Origin of the sequence: Catenuloplanes niger, assembly GCF_031458255.1 — a bacterium.
In the GTDB taxonomy this organism is placed as follows: Bacteria; Actinomycetota; Actinomycetes; order Mycobacteriales; family Micromonosporaceae; genus Catenuloplanes; species Catenuloplanes niger.
In genome coordinates this window covers 8,235,510-8,254,429 of sequence record NZ_JAVDYC010000001.1, presented here as the reverse complement: position 1 = coordinate 8,254,429, position 18,920 = coordinate 8,235,510, and the positions used below count along the sequence as shown (strand labels likewise).

Genomic DNA, 18,920 nt, shown 5'->3' with positions numbered 1-18,920 from the left:
CGGCAGGTCCGCGGCCGGTCCGGCGGACCAGGCGCGCACGTCGTCCGCGCTCAGCACCAGGCGGGCGCCGGCGTCGGCGCGCAGCAGCTCGGCGCGCTCGTCCGGGTGGTCCGGGTCGATCGGCAGGTACGCGGCCCCGGCGCGCAGCACGCCCCAGAGCGCGATCACCAGTTCCGGGCCGCGCGGGATGCGCACCCCGATCACGTCGCCGGGCGCCACCCCACGGTTGCGCAGCGCACGGGCCAGCGCGGCCGCGGACCGGCTCAGCTCCGCGTAGGTGACCGGCGCACCGCCGTCCGGGAGCAGCGCGATCGCGTACGGGTGGGTGCGCGCGGCCTCGAGCAGCCGGTCGACGACCGTGCCGCCGGGCACGTCGTGCGCGGTGGCGTTCCGCTCGCGCAGCGCCGCGTGTTCCTCGGGCAGCAGCACGTCCAGCCCGGACACCCGGGTGTCCGGCGTCGCGGCCCGGAGCAGCCGGGTGAGGCGGCGCAGCAGCGTCTCCGCGCTGCCGTGGTCGAACAGGTCCGCGGCGTAGTTGAGGGACACCGCGTCGTCCTCGAGCAGGAAGCTGAGGTCGAACTTGGCCGTGTCCGGCGCCTGCGCCACGGACTCGCTGACCAGCCCGGCCAGCCGCACGCCGGGCTCGCCCGCGCGGTGCTGGTTGACCAGGATCTGGAAGAGCGGGTGCCGGGCGCGCGAGCGTTCCGGCCGGAGCTCCTCGACCAGGCGCTCGAACGGCACGTCGGCGTGCGCGAGGTCGGCCAGGTCGGCGTCCCGCACGCGCGCGGCCAGCTCGGCCAGCGTCGGGTCGCCGGACACGTCCGTGCGCAGCACCACGGTGTCGACCAGGAAGCCGACCAGCCGCTCCAGCGCGGGATCGGTCCGGCCGCCGACCGGCGCGCCGAGCGGGATGTCGTCCCCGGCACCGAGCCGGGACAGCAGCGCCGCGACCGCGGCCTGGAACAGCATGAACGGCGTGACACCGAGCGTACGGGCGAGCGCGTCCAGCCCGTCCGGCCGGGCCTCGCTGACCGTGCCGCCGGTGTAGCCGGGCAGCGCGGGCCGGGGCCGGTCGGTGGGCAGCGTCAGCTCGGCCGGCGCGCCGGCCAGCCGGTCCCGCCAGTAGCCGGCGTCACCCGGGTTCTCCCGCTGCCACAGCGCGATGTCCGCGTACTGCACGGCCAGCGGCGTCCAGACGGGCGCGTGCCCGGCGAGCCGCGCGGCGTAGGCGGTCGCCAGGTCGTCGACGAGCGGGCCGGTGGACAGCGCGTCCGCCGCGGTGTGGTGCAGCAGGATCAGCAGCAGCCACTCCCCCGGGCCGGTGCCGGCCAGGTCGACCCGGATCGGCGGTTCGGCGTCGAGCGCGAACCGGTGCCGCGCCGGCAGGTCCACGTCCCGGTGCACGGTGAACACGTCCGGTGCCTCGGCGAGGATGTGCTGCCACGGCTCGCCGTCGTGCTCGACGAGCAGCGTGCGCAGCGGCTCGTGCCGGGCGACCAGGTCCGCGACCGCGGCGCGCAGCGCGTCCACGTCGAGGTCGCCGCGCAGCCGGGACAGCAGCGGGATCGTGTATACCGTGCCGGGGCCCTCGAGCCGGTCCAGGAACCACAGGCGGCGCTGCGCGAACGACAGCGGGACGCGGTCCGGCCGGTCCCGCCGCGTGATCGGTGGCCGGGCGGTCCGCTCGGTCAGCCGGCCGGCCAGCTCGCGCGCGGTCGGTGCCTCGAAGACCGCGCGGAGCGGCACCTCGGCGCCGAGGACGGCGCGGATCCGGGAGACGAGCCGGGTGGCGGCGAGCGAGTGGCCGCCGAGGTCGAAGAAGTCCTGGTCCAGACCGGCCGACCGGAGGCCCAGCACGTCGGCGAAGAGCTGGGCGAGCAGGCGTTCGCGTTCGGTGCCGCCGGCGTCGTCCGCCGGCTCACCGGCCGGCGCCTCGAGGCGGGCCAGCGCACGCCGGTCGGTCTTGCCGCCGGGCAGCCGGGGCATGCGGTCGACCGGGATCAGCGCGGCCGGCACGAGCTGTGCCGGGAGCGTGCGGCGCAACGCCGCGCGCACGGTGGAGAGGTCGAAACCGGTTCCGGGTACGGCGTACGCGACCAGCTCCGTCTCACCGGCGGGCGAGGTGCGGGCCAGCACGGCCGCCTCCGCGACGCCGTCCAGCGCCGCGAGCGCGGTCTCCACCTCGCGCGGCTCGACGCGCACGCCGCGGATCTTGACCTGGGCGTCGGCGCGGCCGCGGAGCGCGATGCCGCCGCCGGGCATGCGCCGGGCCAGATCTCCCGTGCGGTAGAGGCGCTCGCCGGCCGCGAACGGCGACGCGACGAACCGGGTGGCGGTCAGGCCGGGCGCGTCCCGGTAGCCGCGGGCCAGGCCGGCCCCGGCGAGGTAGAGCTCACCGGTCGCGCCGGGCGGGACCGGGCGGAGCCGGGCGTCGAGCACGTAGGCCGCGGTGCCGGTGACCACGCCGGTGAACGCCGGCTGCCCCGGGTGCGGGCGGACCAGGCTGTCGCCGCTGGCCTCGGAGCAGCCGTAGAGGTCGGTGATGCCGGGCAGCGCGGTGGCCAGGTCCGGGGTGAGCGTCTCACCGCTGGTGACCCAGCGGGTGACGGACGCGAGCCGGGCCGGGCCCACCTCGGCCAGCAGCGTACGGAGCTGGCTGGGGACCATGGTCATCCGGGTCGCGCCGGCGGACTCGACGAGCGCGGCGAGCGCGTGCGTGTCGCGCCGGGTGCCGGCGTCCGCGACGACCACGGTGGCGCCGGCGACCAGCGCGCCGAGCAGTTCGGTGGTGCCGTCGATGAAGCTGGGCGAGCTCTTCGCCACGACCGTGTCGCCGGGGCCGAGCGGCAGCGCGGACCGTCCCCAGTGGAGTCGTGCGGCGAGGCCGCCGTGCGTGCCGAGCACGCCCTTCGGCCGGCCGGTCGAGCCGGACGTGAAGATGACGTAGGCGGGGTTCTCCGGCCGGGGGCGGCGCGCCGGCGCCGCGTCCACCCGCGTGCCACCGTCGGCCGCGGGCCGGTCGACGTGGAGCAGCGGGCCGGTCCAGTCCCGTACCGGGGCGAGGGTCTCCCGCGTGCTCGCGGTCGTGATCAGGAGAGCGGGCCGGGCGTCGGCGAGCATCAGCGCGATGCGATCGGCCGGATAGCCGGTGTCCAGCGGCAGGTAGGCGGCACCGGCTTGCAGGACCGCGAGCTGGGCCACGACCAGGTCGATCGACGGCGGGCAGGCGAGCGCGACCACGTCCTCCGGGCCGGCCGGCAGCCGGCCGGCGAGCTCCAGGACGCGCCGCCGCAACTCCGCGTAGCTGATCTCGGCCGAACCGTCGGACAGCGCGGTCCGCTCCGCGTGCCGGGCGGCCGCGGCGGCGAACATCTCCGGCACCAGCGGCACGCCGGCCGGCGGCTCGGGCGCGGCGGTCAGCGCGGCCCGTTCGGCCGGTGCGAGCAGGTCCGCCGCGCCGATCGGCGCGCCCGGGGCGGCGACCACGGCGGCGAGAAGCCGGGTCAGCCGGTCAGCGAGGCCGGCGACGGTGGCCCGGTCGAACAGCTCGGTGGCGAACTCGATGCCGGCGCCGAGCGGGCCGTCCGCGTCGTCGCCGAAGAAGCTGAACGTCAGGTCGAACTTCGCGGTGTCCAGGCCGAACGGGATCGCGGTGGTCTGCAGCCCGGCGACGCCGAGGTCCATGTCGAGCCGGTGCTGGTGGGTGACCATGACCTGGAACAACGGGTTCCGGGACAGCGAACGGGCCGGGCGGAGCACCTCGACGAGGCGTTCGAACGGCACGTCCGCGTGGTCGAACGCGGCCAGGTCGGTGCGGCGGACCCGGCCGAGCAGCTCCGCGAAGCTCGGGTCGCCGGACGTGTCCACCCGCAGCACCAGCGTGTTCGCGAAGAAGCCGACCAGGTCCTCCAGCTCCTGCTGGGTGCGGCCGGCGATCGGCGAGCCGAGCGGCAGGTCCTCGCCCGCGCCGAGCCGGGTGAGCAGCGCGGCGACCGCGGCCTGCACGGCCATGAACGGCGTCACGTCGTGCGCGCGGGCCAGTGCGAGAAGTCCACGGTGGACGGCCGCCGGGATCTCGTACCTCAGGTAGTCGCCGGCGTATCCGGCGACCGCGGGCCGGGGCCGGTCGAACGGCAGCGCGAGCTCCTCCGGCGCGCCGTCGAGCGCCGTGCGCCAGAACTCGACCTGGCCCGCGGCGACGCTGTCCGGGTCGTCCTCCGCGCCGAGCAGCTCCCGCTGCCAGACCGCGAAGTCCGCGTACTGCACCGGGAGCGGCGGGAACGCGGGCGCGCGGCCGAGGCGGCGGGCCTCGTAGGCGCGGCGCAGGTCCGCGAAGAGCGGCCCGACCGACCACTCGTCGCCCGCGATGTGGTGCTGCAGCACGAGCAGCACGTGGTCCTGCGGCGCGAACGCGAACAGGTGCACGCGGACCGGGATCTCCCGGTCCAGCGCGAACCGGTACCCGGCCGCCTCGGTCAGCCGTGCGTCCAGGCTCTCCTCGTCCGTGTCACCCGTGACGAACGGCAGCGGCGGGTGGTCGAGCACCTCCTGCAGGCCCTCGCCGTCGCCGTCGCGGAAGACCGTGCGCAGGCTCTCGTGCCGGTCGACGACGTCGGTCAGCGCGGCCCGGAGCGCGTCCACGTCCAGCGCGCCACGGATGCGCAACACGGCCGGGATGTTGTAGGTGGCGCTGGGACCGTCGAGCCGGTGCAGGAACCACAGGCGGCGCTGGGCGAAGGACAGCGGTTGCGGGCCGGACCGGTCGCGGGCGGTCAGCGGCGGGCGGCGACGGCCCGCGTCGAGCAGCCGGGCCAGGTCGCGGGGCGTGGGCGCCTCGAACACGTCGCTCATCGACAGCGTGGCACCGAACACCGCCTCGACGCGCGCGACCAGGCGGGCGAAGAGCAGCGAGTGGCCGCCGAGGTCGAAGAAGCTGTCGTCCGGGCCGACCTCGGGCGCGCCGAGCACGGACGCGAACACGCCGCACATCAGTTCCTCGCGCGGGCGGGCACCGCCGGACGGCCGGGCCGTGCCGGTGACCGCGGGCGCGGCGCCGGGCAGCGCGGCGCGGTCCACCTTGCCGTTCGGGGTGAGCGGGAACGCGTCCAGCGTCACGACCGCGGACGGCACCATGTGCTCGGGCAGGTGCTGACCGGCATACGCGCGCAGCGTGACCTGATCCGGCCGGTCGTCCACGTCGGACGGCGTCACGTAGGCGATCAGGCGGCGGCCGACCACCTCGTCGTCGACGGCCAGCACCAGCGCGGAGGCGACCGTGGGGTGCGCGGCGAGCGTGGCCTCGACCTCGCCCGGCTCGACCCGGAAGCCACGGATCTTGATCTGGTGGTCGGCGCGGCCGAGGAACTCCAGGTCGCCGTCCGGGCGCCAGCGGACCAGGTCGCCGGTGCGGTAGAGCCGGCCCTCGTCGAACGGGTTCGCGACGAACCTGGTCGCGGTCAGGCCCGGCGCGCCGCGGTAGCCGCGCGCCAGTCCGGTGCCGCCGACGTACAGCTCGCCCGGGATGCCGGGCGGGACCGGGCGCAGCAACGCGTCCAGCACGTAGACGGCGGTGCCGGCCACCGGGCGGCCGATCGGCAGCGCGGTGCCGGACGGCTCGCCGGCGCGCCACAGCGTGGCGTCCACCGTGGTCTCGGTCGGGCCGTAGGAGTTGAAGAACACGTGCCCGGCGTCGATCCAGCGGCGGGCCAGCTCCGGTGGGCAGGCCTCGCCCGCGACGATGACCACGGTGCCGGGCGCGACCGCGTCCGTGGGCAGCTCCGCGAGCGCGGACGGCGGCAGCGTCAGGTGCGTGATCCGTTCCTCGGTGAGCAGCCGGGCCAGCTCCGGGCCGAGCCGCCGCTCCGGCGGTGCTACGACGACGGCCGCGCCGGTGCCGAGCGCCATGCACAGCTCCCACACGGACGTGTCGAAGCTCTGCGACGCGAACTGCAGCACCCGGTCGCCGGGGCCGGGCCGGAACGCGTCCGCGACCGTGCGGACCAGCGCGGGCAGCCCGGCGTGGGTGACCACGACCGCCTTCGGGCGGCCGGTCGAGCCGGAGGTGTAGATGGTGTAGGCCGCGTTGTCCGGGCGGACCCGGCCCAATTCCCGCGCCGGCCCCGCGGTCTCCGGCCGGCCGCCGGCCTCCCGCCGGCCCTCGGCCTCCAGCTCGCTGAGCAGTGCGACCGGGGCGGACGGCGGGAGCAGCCCGGTGTGCGCCGGTGCGGTGATGACGAGCGCGGGCGCGGCGTCGTCGAGCAGGTAGGCGACGCGCTCGGCCGGGTAGTCGGTGTCGACCGGGACGTGCACGCCGCCGGCCTTCAGCACGGCCAGCATCGCGACGATCTGGTCGGCGGACCGGGGCAGCGCCACCACCACGGCCTGCTCCGGTCCGATGCCACGCGCGGTGAGCCGGCCGGCCACCGCACCGGCCCGGGCGTGCAGCTCGGCGTAGGTCAGCGTGGTGCCCTGGTGGACGACAGCGGGCGCGTCCGGGTCGTGGCCGGCGACCAGATCCGCGAACGTGGCGCCCGGCGGTGCCGGCTCGGTGCGGTTCCGGGCGTCGAGCAGGTCGGCGCGCTCGGCCGGGGAGAGCAGCGGCAGCCGGGCGTACCGCCGGTCGGGGTCCTCGACGATGGTCCGCAGCGTCTCGGTGAGCCGTCGCGTGGCGCGTTCCGCCGTCGCGCGCGGGATCGCCTCGGCGCGGTAGCGGACGTCCAGGCGCAGCCGGTCGCCCGGTGTGGCGATCACGCCGAGCGGATAGTGGCTGCCCTCGGCCGAGTCGACACCGCGGATCCGCAGCCCGGCACGGCTGCCGAGCGCGTCCAGCACGCCGTGGTCGAGCGGGTAGTTCTCGAAGACCGCGTACGTGTCGAACAGCTCGCCGCCGCCCGCGGACAGCTCCGCGAGCCGCACGTGCTGGTGTGCCAGCAGCCCGGCCTGACCGGCCTGCACCCGGGTGAGCAGCTCCGCGATCGTCTCACCGGCGCGCGGCGTGACCCGGGCCGGAATCGTGTTGATCAGCAGGCCGATGATCTCGTCGGCGCGGGGCAGCTCCGGTGAGCGCCCGGAGCCGCTGAGCCCGAACACCACGTCGGACCGGCCGGTCAGTTCGCCCAGCACCAGCGCCCAGGCCGTCTGCAGCACCGTGTTCGCGGTGACCTCGCGCCGGCGGGTCAGCGCGCGCAGTGCCGCCGTCTCGTCCTCGGTCAGGAACGTGGTGATCTCGGTGGGCGTGCTGCGGCCGTGCAGGTCCGCGCCGGACGCGACCAGCGTGGGACCGTCGAGCCCGTCCAGGTAGCGCCGCCAGGCCGCGACGGACGCCTCCGCGTCCTGCGTCGACAACCAGGCCAGATAGCGACGGTACGGGACGGGCGCGCCCAGCCCTGCGTCGTCGCCGCGCGTGCCGTACAGCGTGAACAGCTCGGTGACCAGCCGCGGCACGGACCAGCCGTCCAGCAGGATGTGGTGGAACGTCAGCAGCACGGTGTAGCGCGCCTCGTCCGTGCGGACCAGCGCCAGCCGCAGCAGCGGCGGACGGCCCAGGTCGAACGGGCGGACCCGCTCGTCGGCCGCGATCCGGTCCAGCTCGGTGCGGCGCTTGCCGGCGTCGAGCGCGGTCAGGTCCGCGGACCGCCACGGCAGCTCGGCCGTGCGCGGCACCAGCGCGACCGGGTCGCCGCTGCGCCGGAAGCGGAACGCGGCCCGCAGGTTCGGGTGCCGGCGCAGCAGCGCCTCCCCCGCGGCCCGCAGCGCGTCCGGGTCGACCGGACCCTCCACGTCGAACGCACGCTGCACCGCGTAGACGTCGGCGGCGGCGTCCCCGTAGGACGCCCAGACGAGCAGTCCGTGCTGCAGCGGGGACAGCGGGAGGACGTCCTCCAGGCCGGTCATGCGTTCCTCCACAGGTCGTCGAGCTCGTCCGCGCCGATGTCGACGAGGACGGCGTCGTCCGGGTCCGGCGTGCGCCGGCCGGACAGGTGTCGCAGGGCGTGCAGGTAGTCGTCGGCGAGCACGCGCATGCGCGGCTCGTCGAGATGGCGGCCCGGCCAGGCCAGCCGCAGGTGCAGCGTGGCGCCGACCACCGCGGCCGTGACGTCCAGCGGGTACGGGATCGGCAGCGCCGGGTCGACGTACCCGCCGATCGGTTCGGTCTCGTCCACCGGCGCGAAGTCCCGGTGCGTACCGGCGGTGGTGAACCGTCCCAGGTAGTTGAAGCGGACCTGCGGCTCCGGCGCGTGCAGCGTGCGCCGCAGGTGGCGGAGCTCGCCGTAGCCCAGGCCGTGGTCCGGGACGGCCTTGCGGGCGGCCGCGACCCGCGCCGGGTCACCCGCGTCCAGGCGGACCGGGTACATGCTGGTGAACCAGCCGACCGTGCGGCTGACGTCCGCGTCGATCACGTCGTCGTTGCGGCCGTGGCCCTCCAGCAGCACCGAGACCGGGCGCTCGCCGAGCGCGGTGACCAGCGCGGCCAGCAGCAGATCCTCGGCGCCGTGCGCGAGCACCGCCTCGGTCTCGCCGGGGTCGAGACTCAGCGTCAGCTCACGCCGGGTGGCGGCGGTGTCCCTGACCGCGTCGAGCCGCAGTCCGGGGAACGGCGGGGGCGCGTCGAGCGCGCGCTGCCAGTGGTGCAGCTCGGTGGCGCGCCCGGCGCTCCCGGCGTCGGCCGCGAGCAGCGCCGCCCAGTCGTCGAAGCCGGCCGCCGGGGCGGGCAGCGGGACGTCCGCGGCCGCGCCGGCCAGATCGGCCATCAGGACCCGCCAGCTGACGCCGTCGACGACCAGGTGGTGCGCGACGACGAGCAGGGTGTCGCTGTCCCGCAGCAGCACCCAGCGGGAGACGGCACCGGTGTGCGGGTCGAGGAGCGCGGCGGCCGTGGCGGTCGCCTGCCCGGGGTCGCCGGTGGCGACGGTGAGGACGTCCTCGGCCCGGACCGCGCCCGGCGGCGCCGCGGTGATCCGCCAGTCGGCGTCGAAGCGGGCGCGCAGCATCGGGTGCCGGTCCAGCACCCGCTGGATCACCAGGGTGAGGCGCCGCTCCGTGATGCCGGCCGGCAGGCGCAGCAGCACGCGCTGGCTGTAGGTGCCGACGGGCCCGCCGAGCTCGCGCAGCCAGTGCATGATCGGGGTCAGGTGCGGCGTGGTGAACGCGTCCTTGGCCGGGGCGCGGGGCGCGCTTCTCGGCGCGGCGGCGTTCGTCACGAGCGCGGCGGCGGTCCGGTGGGTGAAGACGTCGGCGGCGGTGAAGTGCAGCCCGGCGGCCCGCGCGCGGGCGACGAGCTGGATGGCGAGGATGCTGTCGCCACCGAGCGCGAGGAAGCTGTCGTCCGGCGCGGCGTGCGGAATCTCCAGGATGTCGGCGAAGATCTCCGCCAGCCGCTCGGCGTCGGCCCCCGGGTCACCGACGGGCCGGCCGGCCGCGCCGGCTTCCCCGGCCTGGCCGCTCCCACCGCCCGCGGCCTGACCGGTCGCGCCGTCCCCCGCCCGGCCGCTCGCACCGGCCGCACCCTGACCGTCGACGCCGCCCACGGCCTGGCCGTTCGCGCCGGTCGCGGCCTGGCCGTTCGCGCCGGCCGCGGCGTGAGCGGCCGCGTCCGGCGCGGCCTTCGGGGACGGCTCGGCGGTCGTCCGGACGCCGCGGCCGGCGTCGCCGTGGGGGTCGGTCGCGAGGGCGGTGGGCGCCGGGTGCAGGCCGGCGCGGGTGACCGGCTCCGACAGGCCGGCGGCGAACAGTTCCAGCAGCTCCCGCAGCTCGGCGAGGAAGCCGTGCGCGGTGTCCGCGCCGAACAGGTCCGGGCGGTAGCCGAGCGCCAGCCCGATCTCGTCGCCCGGGAAGACGGTCAGCGTCACCGGGTAGTGGGTGGCGTCGTCCGCCTCGATCGCGACCAGGCCCGCGTCGCCGCCGCCGGCCGGGCCGAGCAGCGCGGCCTCGTCCAGCGGGTAGTTCTCGAACACCAGCAGCGTGTCGAAGAGCGTCCCGAGCCCGGCGGCCCGCTGGATCGCGGCGAGTCCGAGCCGGTGGTGCGCCGCGGTCGCGGCCTGTCGCCGCTGCAACCGGGCGAGCACGTCGCCGAACGTGTCGCCGGCCCGCGTCTCGCACCGCGCCGGGACCGTGTTGACGAACAGCCCGATCGCCCGGTCCAGCCCGTCGATCTCCGGCGGCCGGCCGGACACCGTGATGCCGAACGTGGTGTCGGTACGGCCGGTGCGCCGCGCCAGCAGCAGGCCCCACGCGCCCTGCAGCAGCGTGTTGAGCGTGAGGCCGCGCGCACCGGCCCGGCGCCGCAGCGCGTCGCCGAGGTCGTCCGGCAGGGTCGTGCGCACCTCGGCGGGGAGCGTGTCGCCGGTCGCGGTCACGTCCGGCACCAGCAGCGTGGGGCCGTCGAGTCCGTCCAGCAGCGTGTGCCAGGCCGCCCGGTCGGCCGACGCGTCGCGGCCCGCGAGGTCGCGCAGGTAGGCGAGGTGCGCCGCGGAGCCGTCCGGGGCCGGGGGCCGGCCGCTGTAGAGCGCCAGCAGGTCGTTGACCAGCAGCGGGGCGGACCAGCCGTCCCAGGCCGCGTGATGGCCGGTGATGATCAGCGTGCCGGTGCCGTCCGCGGCGGCCACCAGGTCGAACCGGAACAGCGGCGGCTCGGCGAGGTCGAACCGTTCCCGGCGCCGCTCGCCGGCCAGCGCGTCCACCCCGCGATCGCGATGCTCGTGCAGCGGGACCGGGGCCGGTGGACGCAGCACCGCCACCACCCGGCCCGACTCGGCCGGCCGCAGCCCCAGCCGCAGTCCCACGTGCCGCGCGAACAGTGCCTCGATCGCGGCCCGCATCCGGTCCGCGTCCGGCACCGTGCGGAACCGGAGCCGCAGCTGGACCGTGTAGACGTCCAGCCGCGTGCTCGCGGTGTGCGCCAGCGCGAGCAGGCCCTCCTGCAGCGGCCCGGCCGGCACGACGTCCAGCCAGCCCGGGTGGTCCGCGTCGAGACGGTCCACATCGGCCTGGGTCAGCCCGCCGAGCAGCAGATCGGACGGGGTACGCCCACCCGGCGCGCCCGCCGTCGCCCGGCTCAGCGCCCGGACGGCCGCGCCGAGCGCGTCCCGGAACCGGTCCAGGTCATGTGCCGCGTCGCCGAGCAGCACCGCGTGCAGCGCGCGGCCGCCGACGGTCCAGGCGACCAGTTCCGCGCCCCGGCCGTGCGGTTCGGCGTCGCCGAGCAGGTCCGGGTCGAGCCCGTCCGGCAGGTTACCGAGGTAGTTGACCAGCAGCTCGGGCTCGGGCATCGCCGCGAGTGCCGGCGCGGTCTGCGGGTTGAGGTGGCGCAGCAGGCCGTAGCCGAGGCCACCGCCCGGCACCGCGCGCAGCGTCTCCTTGACCGCCTTGAGCGTCGCCACCGGGTCCGCCGCGCCCGCGAACCGTACCGGGTACAGGCTCGTGAACCAGCCGACCGTGCCGAACGTGGCCTCGTCGTCCCGCCCGTGCCGCTCGATCGCGACGGTCACGCCGCGGTCCGCGCCGTCCGCCGCCCGCCCGGTCGTGGCCTGCACCACCGCGGCCAGCACCAGGTCCTCGCCGGTGAAGCCGTACCGGTCGACGGCCCAGTCCCACAGCGGTGCGAACACGTCCGCCTCGACCGACAGCGTGGCGCGGCCGGCGTTCCCGGCCTCCCCGGCCGGTGGCAGGATCGGGGCGCCGGCCGCCGACGCGTCCAGCCAGTAGCCGTACTGGCCGAGCACCTCGGGGCTGGACGCGAGGTCACGAAGACGCGCGGACCAGGCACGGAACGGCAGCGGCCCGGCGGCCGGCAGCGGCGTCCCGGTCAGCACGGCGCGCAGGTCCGCCCAGAGGATGCCCCAGGAGATCGTGTCGATCGCCAGGTGGTGGACGACCGCGACGACGAGCGGCGAGCCGCCGTCCGTGGCCGGGACCAGGCACCAGCTCGAGTTCCGGCCCGCGCCCGGGTCGAGCGTCGCCGCCGACTCCACGGCCACCGCCCGGACGACGGCGTCCCGCCGCTCCGCCGGCCGGCCGCCCGGGTCCACCGGCTGATCACCGGGGTCCGTCGGCGGGTCGCACGGATGCGTGGGCGTGGTGGCCGGCGCACCCGCGGTCCCGGGGGCGGATCGCACCAGACGGCTCGCGGGCGGCGAATCGTCCTTCGGCGGGATCAGCAGTGACCAGTGGCCGTGCGCGCTGACGGTCAGGCGGGCCCGGAGCATCGGGTGCCGGTCGAGCAGCGTCTGCACCGCGGCGGTCAGCGCGGGCAGGTCCGTTCCGGGTGGCAGCGTCGCGGTCGCGGTCTGCACGGCGGTGTCGAGTCCGCCGCGTTCCCGGAGCCGGTGCATGATCGGTGTCAGCTCCACCGGCCCCTCGGCGCCGGCCGTGCTCGGGGCCGGCGTTCCGGTCGCGGGCCCGGCCGGCGCCAGCGGTTCGGCCGCCGCGGCCAGCGTGGCCGGGGTCTGGTGCGCGAACACGTCCTTGACCTGGACCCGCAGCCCGGCCGCGCGCGCCCGGTTCACCAGCTGGATCGCGAGGATGCTGTCCCCGCCGGCCGCGAAGAAGCCGGTGTCCGGGAGCACGTCGGCCCGGTCCAGCACCTCCGCGAAGACCCGGCTCATCACGTCCACCGGATCGGCCGGCGCCCCCGGTGCGGCCGCGGCGACCCCCTGACTGATCGAACGGTCAGCTTCGGCTTCGGCGCCGTGGTCCGGCACCGGCGCCGTGATCGGTTCCGGTGGCGCGGAGCGGGCCTGTGGGGTGGAGCGGGCCGGTGAGGCGGAGCGGGCCGGTGGGGTGGTCGGGAGCGCGCGGCGGTCGAGCTTGCCGCTCGGGGTGAGCGGCAGCGCGTCCAGGACGCGGATGGTGGACGGGACCAGTGCGTCCGGCACGACGGTGCCGAGCCAGCCACGGACGGCGTCGGGGTCCAGGGTCTCTCCGGCGGCGGGGACCACGAAGCCGAGCAGGCGGGCGTTGCCGGAGCGGTCGGTCCGGGTGGTGGCGGCCGCCGCGCGCACGCCGGGGTGGCGTTGCAGCGCGGCCTCCACCTCGCCGAGCTCGATCCGGACGCCGCGCACCTTGACCTGGTCGTCCACCCGGCCGAGGTAGTCGACGGCGCCGTCCGGACGGCGGCGGGCCAGGTCGCCGGTGCGGTAGAGGCGCTCGCCGGGGATGCGCGGATGGGCGACGAAGCGGGTCGCGGTCAGCCCGGCGCGACCCAGATAGCCGGTGGCGAGCTGCACGCCGCTCAGGTAGAGCTCGCCCGGCACGCCGTCCGGCGCGGGGCGGAGCCGGCGGTCGAGGACGTGCGCGCCGGTGTTCCACACCGGACGGCCGATCGGTGCCGGGGTGCGGGTGTCCGCGTCGCCGGTGTGCCACGCGGTGACGTCGACCGCGGCCTCGGTCGGCCCGTAGAGGTTGTGCAGTTCCGCGGGGAGCGTCGCCCGGAAGCGCGCGACCAGCGCGGCCGGGAGCGCCTCACCGCTGCAGAACACGCGGCGCACCCCGTCGCACTCGCGCGCCCGCGGCTCGGTCAGGAACGCACCGAGCATCGACGGTACGAAGTGGAGCGTGGTGACCCGGTGCCGGGTGATCGTGTCGACCAGGTAGCCGGGGTCGCGGTGACCGCCGGGCGCCGCCAGCACCAGAGTGGCCCCGGCGAGCAGCGGCCAGAAGAACTCCCAGACCGACACGTCGAAGCCGGCCGGGGTCTTCTGCAGCACCACGTCGCCGCCGTCCAGCGGGTAGGTGTCCTGCATCCACAGCAGACGGTTGACGATCGCACGGTGCGGGACCACCACGCCCTTGGGCCGCCCGGTCGAGCCCGAGGTGTAGATGACGTAGGCCGCGTCGCCCGGTCCGGCCGGCCGGCCGTCCCCGGGTGCGGCGGCGAGCGTCCGGACGGCGTCGGCGTCCAGGTGGACGACCGGGCGGGCGTCGTCGCGCATCAGCGCGGTGCGCTCGGCCGGGTGGTCCGGGTCGAGCGGCAGGTAGGCGGCGCCGGCCCGGTGGATCGCGTAGAGCGCGACGATCAGCTCGACCGAGCGCGGGATCTCGACCGCGACGACGGTCCCGGGCCCGGCGCCCCGGGCGCGCAGACCGGCCGCGACGCGCGTGACCTCCGCGTCCAGTGCGGCGTAGGTGAGGGTGCGGCCGGTGGCGTCGTCGACGATCGCGGTGCGGTCCGGGTGGCGGGCCACGGCGGACGTGAACAGCGCGGGCAGCGTGGTGTCCGGGACCTCGGCGTCCGGTCCGCGGCCGGCGTCCCAGACGTCGCCGGGCAGCACCGGCAGGCGGGACACCCGGCGGTCCGCGTGGTCCGGCAGTCCGGCCAGGACCGTCAGCAGGGACCGGGTCAGCGCCTCGACGCGGGCGGCGTCGAACAGCGCGGTGGCGTACTCGATCCGGATGTCGACGCCGTCGGCCCGCTCGGTGAACTTGACGGTCAGGTCGAACTTGGCCGTGCCGGTGTCCGCCAGCCGCGCCCGGCCGGCGGCGTCGCCGAGCCGGAGCGTCTCGTCCTGCGCGTACTCGTGAATGATCATGATTTGGAAGAGCGGGTGCCGGCCGGGTTCCCGCGGCGGGTTGAGCGCCTCCGTGACCCGCTCGAACGGCAGGTCGGCGTGGTCGAACGCGGCCGCGTCGGCGCGCTGCACGCGGTCGAGCAGCGCCCGTACCGTGGGGTCGCCGGACAGGTCGGTCCGCAGCACGACGGTGTTCAGGAAGCAGCCGACGACCGCGTCCAGCGCGGGGTCGGGGCGCGCCGCGACCGGCGTACCGACGGGCAGGTCCACCCCGGCGCCGAAGGCGTCGAGCACGATCGCGGTCGCCGCGTGCAGCGCGGCGAACGTGGTGACTCCGCTGTGGCGCGCGAGGTCACGCAGCCGCGCGTGCGGGCGGGCGCCCAGCTCGGCCCGGTGCACGGCGCCGGCGCTGTGCGGCTCGGCCGGGCGTGGCCGGTCCCGCGCGATCGGCACCTCCGCGGGAAGCCCGTCGAGGGTCCGTCGCCAGAAGTCGAGCTGCCGTTCCCCGAGACTCCGGACCGGTTCCCCGGTGCGCGGCGTGCCGTCCGGGTGGGCGAGAAGCGCGGCGTGCCAACGGGTGTAGTCGCGATAGCTGACGGGCAGCGGCGGGAGCGCGGGCGGGCGTCCGGCGGCGCGCGCCGCGTAGTGGGCCGCGAGGTCGGTCAGCAGAACGCCGGTGGCGGCCTGGTCACCGGCCAGGTGATGCAGGACCAGGACCAGCGTGTCCGCCCGCGGCCCGCGCAGCAGCACCGCCCGCAGCGGTGGCCGGCGCGCCAGGTCGAACGGCTCGCTGACCGCCCGGTCGATCAGCGGCGTGGCCACCGGCCCGGTGTCGAGCACGGTCAGCAGGTCGCCGGGGTCGTCGAGCACACGCTGCCAGGGGCCGTCCGCCCCGTCCGCGACGACGGTGCGCAGCGTCTCGTGCCGGAGCGCCACGTCGCGCAGCGCGGCGCGCAGCAGGTCCGCGTCCGCCCGGCCGTCCAGCGCGACCACGAGCGGGATGTGGTAGAGCGCGCTGCCCGCGTCCAGCCGGTCGGCGAACCAGAACCGGCGCTGTGCCGGGGACAGCGGCGTGCGGATGCCGGCCGGACCCCGGGTCAGTGCCGGCCGCGCGGTGCGCCGGGACTCCTCGACGGTACGCGCGAGCGCGGCCGGGGTCCGGCCGGCGAACACGGCGCGCAGGTCCAGTTCGGCGCCGAGCCGCTCGCGGACCAGGGTCAGCAGCCGGGCCGCGGTCAGCGAGTGCCCGCCGAGCGCGAAGAAGTCGTCGTCCGCGCCGACCCGTGCCACGCCGAGCAGCTCCGCGACGATCGCGGCCAGCGTCTCCTCGACCGGGCCGCGCGGCGCGCGGCCGGTGGCCGTGATCTCGGGCGCGGGCAGGGCGCGCACGTCGAGCTTGCCGTTCCCGGTCATCGGGAGCGCGTGCAGCGGCACGATCGCGGTGGGGACGAGATAGTCCGGCAGCCGCTCGCGCAGATGGGCACCCAGCTCGGCGACGAGGTCAGCGCCGTGGCCGCCGACGGACACGCCGCCGTCACCGCGATCCGCGGACACGCCGCCGCCGGCACTCACGGGCCCGCCGCCACCGTCACCGGCATTCGCGGGCACGCCACCGTGGCCCGCATCCGCGGGTGTCGACGGCGGGGTCCGGTCGCGGCCGCCCGCCGGGACCACGTAGCCGACGAGGATCGTGCCGCCCGCGGTGTCGCGCGGCACGACGACCGCGTGCGCGACGCCCGGGTGCGCGGTGAGCACGGCCTCGGTCTCGCCGGGCTCGACGCGGAAACCACGGATCTTGACCTGGTCGTCCGCGCGGCCGAGGTATTCGAGGGCGCCACCGACGCGGAGCCGGACCCGGTCGCCGGTGCGGAACAGGCGGGCGCCGGGTGGGCCGTACGGGTCGGCGACGAAGCGGGCCGCGGTCGCACCGGGCCGGCCGGCGTAGCCACGGGCCAGGCCCGGACCGCCGAGGTAGAGCTCGCCGACGCCACCCTCGGGCACCGGCCGCATCGCGTCGTCCAGCACGAGTGCCCGCGCGCCGGCGACCGGCGCGCCGAGCACCGGCTGCGCCGAGTCGCGGACGACGGCGTGCAGCGCGTCCACCGTGTACTCGGTCGGGCCGTAGGCGTTGATGCCGACCGGCGCGTCGGCCGGCGTCCGCAGCCGGGTCCAGAGCGCGGCCGGTGCGGCCTCGCCGCCGAAGACGAGCACGGCCGGGCGGTGCGCGCCGGGGTCGAGCAGCCCGGCGTCGAGCAGCAGCGTGAGATGGCCGGGCGTGGTGTCGACGTAGTCGATCCGCCGGTCGCGGACCAGCCGGACCAGCGCGGCCGGGTCGCGGTAGACGTCCTCGGGGACCAGGACCAGTTCGTGCCCGGCGACCATCCACAGCAGCGGGTCGAGCGCGGCGTCGAACGACAGCGGCGCGGTGTGCGCGACGCGCAGCCGGCGGCCAGCCGGCACCCGGGCCAGCACACCGTCCCGGTGACCGGCCAGCAGCGACGCGAGCGCTCCCTGGCTGACCTGCACGGCCTTCGGCCGCCCGGTCGACCCGGAGGTGTAGACCGCGTACCCGAGCCGGGCCGCCTCGACCGCCCGCGCCCGGGCCTCGTCACCGGGGCGCGGGCCGGAGCCCGGCCCGGCCGGCGACGCGGCCGGCAGCGCGGCGGAAAGCGGCGCCGCGGGAAGCAGCGCGGCGGGAAGCGGCGCGGCGGGAGGTGCGGCGCCGGACGGCGACGCGGAGACGGCGAGCACGGCGGTGCCGGGTGGCGGGGTGACCGGCGGGCTCGCCGGGTCCGCGACGAGCAGCGCGAACGGGGCCGCGTCGCGGACCATGAAGTCGAGGCGGTCCGCGGGCTGGCTCAGGTCGAGCGGCAGCCAGGCAGCACCCGCGCGGGCGACGGCGAGCATGGCGATCACGACGTCGGCGCCGCGCGGCAGGGCCAGCCCGACCAGGCGTTCCGGGCCGGCGCCGGCCTCGCGCAGCACGGTCGCGAGCCGGGTCACCTCCGCGTCCAGGGCCGCGAACGTCCAGGATCGGTCCCGGTCGTGCAGCGCGACCGCGGCCGGCGTCGACGTGGCCTGCGCGGCGAACGCGGCGTCGACCGACGGCGGTGGCGACGGCGGCAGCGGACGCCCGGTCGCCTGGCCGCCGGCGGCGCGCGCGGACGCCGTACCCGCGAGGTCGATGGTGTCCAGGGGTCCGTCGAACGCGGCGAGGAACTCGGCGAAGCCGCGGAGGAGCCCGTCGGTGTCCGCGCGGCTGTAGGCGCCGGCGTTGGCGTCCAGGTCCAGCAGGAGCCCGGTGTCCGAGCGGCGGACGGAGAGCGTCAGGTCGTCGACCGGGCCGGCGGCGATGCTGCGCAGTTCCGCGACCGCGGTGCCGAAGTCCAGGCGGTAGTCGAAGTACTTGAGGTTGACGCTGGGTCCGTGGACCGGTCCGGTCCGGGCGAGGTCCTCACCGCGGTAACGCTGGTGCCGGCGGGCGAGCCCGAGCGCCGCGGCCGTCTGAGCGGTCAGTGAGCCGGCGTCGGCGCCGCGGGGCACGGTCAGCCGCAGCGGCAGCACGTTGGCGGCGTCGCCGGGGACGCGCAGCAGCGCGCCGGCCCGGGCCGTGAACGGGATTCCGACGCTGACCTCGGGTGAGCCGGTGAGCCGGGACAGGTAGGCGGCGAACGCGGCGAGCGCGGTCTCGCCCCAGGAGGCGGTGCCGCCGGCGGCGAACGGCACCTCGATGCTGCCGCGGTGGAACGGGCCGGGCGGTTGCGGTCCGCGCCCGCTGAGCGTCGGCACCGCGCGGCCGGCGCCGGTCACCTCCGCCCAGAACGCCCGGTCGGCGTGCTGGTCGGCCGAGTCCCGGTAGGCCGCGTCGGCCTCGACGAGCAACCGGTACGGCCGGAACGGGGAGTCACCGTCCGGCTGTCCCCGGTGGCGGGCCCGGTAGACGTCCGCGATCCGCGCGCAGACCAGCGGCATGCTGTAACCGTCGAGCACCAGGTGGTGGGCGCGCGGGCACCACCAGTGCAGGTCCGGGCCGAGCCGCAGCAGCGTGAACTCGGCCAGCGGGTCCCGCGTCGGGTCGCGTGGCTCGGTGAACGACGTCGTGAGCCACGCGCGGGCCGCCGCGGCCGGGTCGGGCGCGTCGCTGAGGTCGACGCGCGCGGTCGCCGGTTTCCGGCCGGGCACGATGGTCTGGCCGACCGTTCCGCCGGTGACGTCGAAGCGGGCGCGCAGCGACTCGGCCTCGTCGACGACGGTGGCGCAGGCAGCCTCGAGCAGGTCGGGGTCGAGCGGGCCACGGATCTCGGCGTAGCCGCCGATGTCGTAGGCGGTGGTGCCGGGGTGAAGCTGGAGGGCGTACCAGACGCCCAGTTGGGCCTGGGTCAAAGGCAGCCGCGAACCGTTGTTCTCGTTACTCAC

The 18,920-nt window shown here is 76.9% G+C and carries 2 protein-coding genes (1 of these 2 only partly in view); both read right to left on the bottom strand.

The annotated features are described in order from the left end of the window. Positions 1 to 7,893, bottom strand: partial view of a non-ribosomal peptide synthetase gene (locus J2S44_RS36225; protein WP_310423710.1) — the 5' portion only. Its footprint begins 5,880 nt before the window's first position; only the first 7,893 of its 13,773 coding nucleotides appear in the window; its start codon is at positions 7,891 to 7,893; the stop codon falls past the left edge of the window. Next, positions 7,890 to 18,920, bottom strand: coding sequence for a non-ribosomal peptide synthetase (locus J2S44_RS36220; protein ID WP_310423705.1), 11,031 nt, complete (start codon positions 18,918 to 18,920; stop codon positions 7,890 to 7,892). Before J2S44_RS36220 ends, J2S44_RS36225 begins: the two co-directional genes overlap by 4 nt.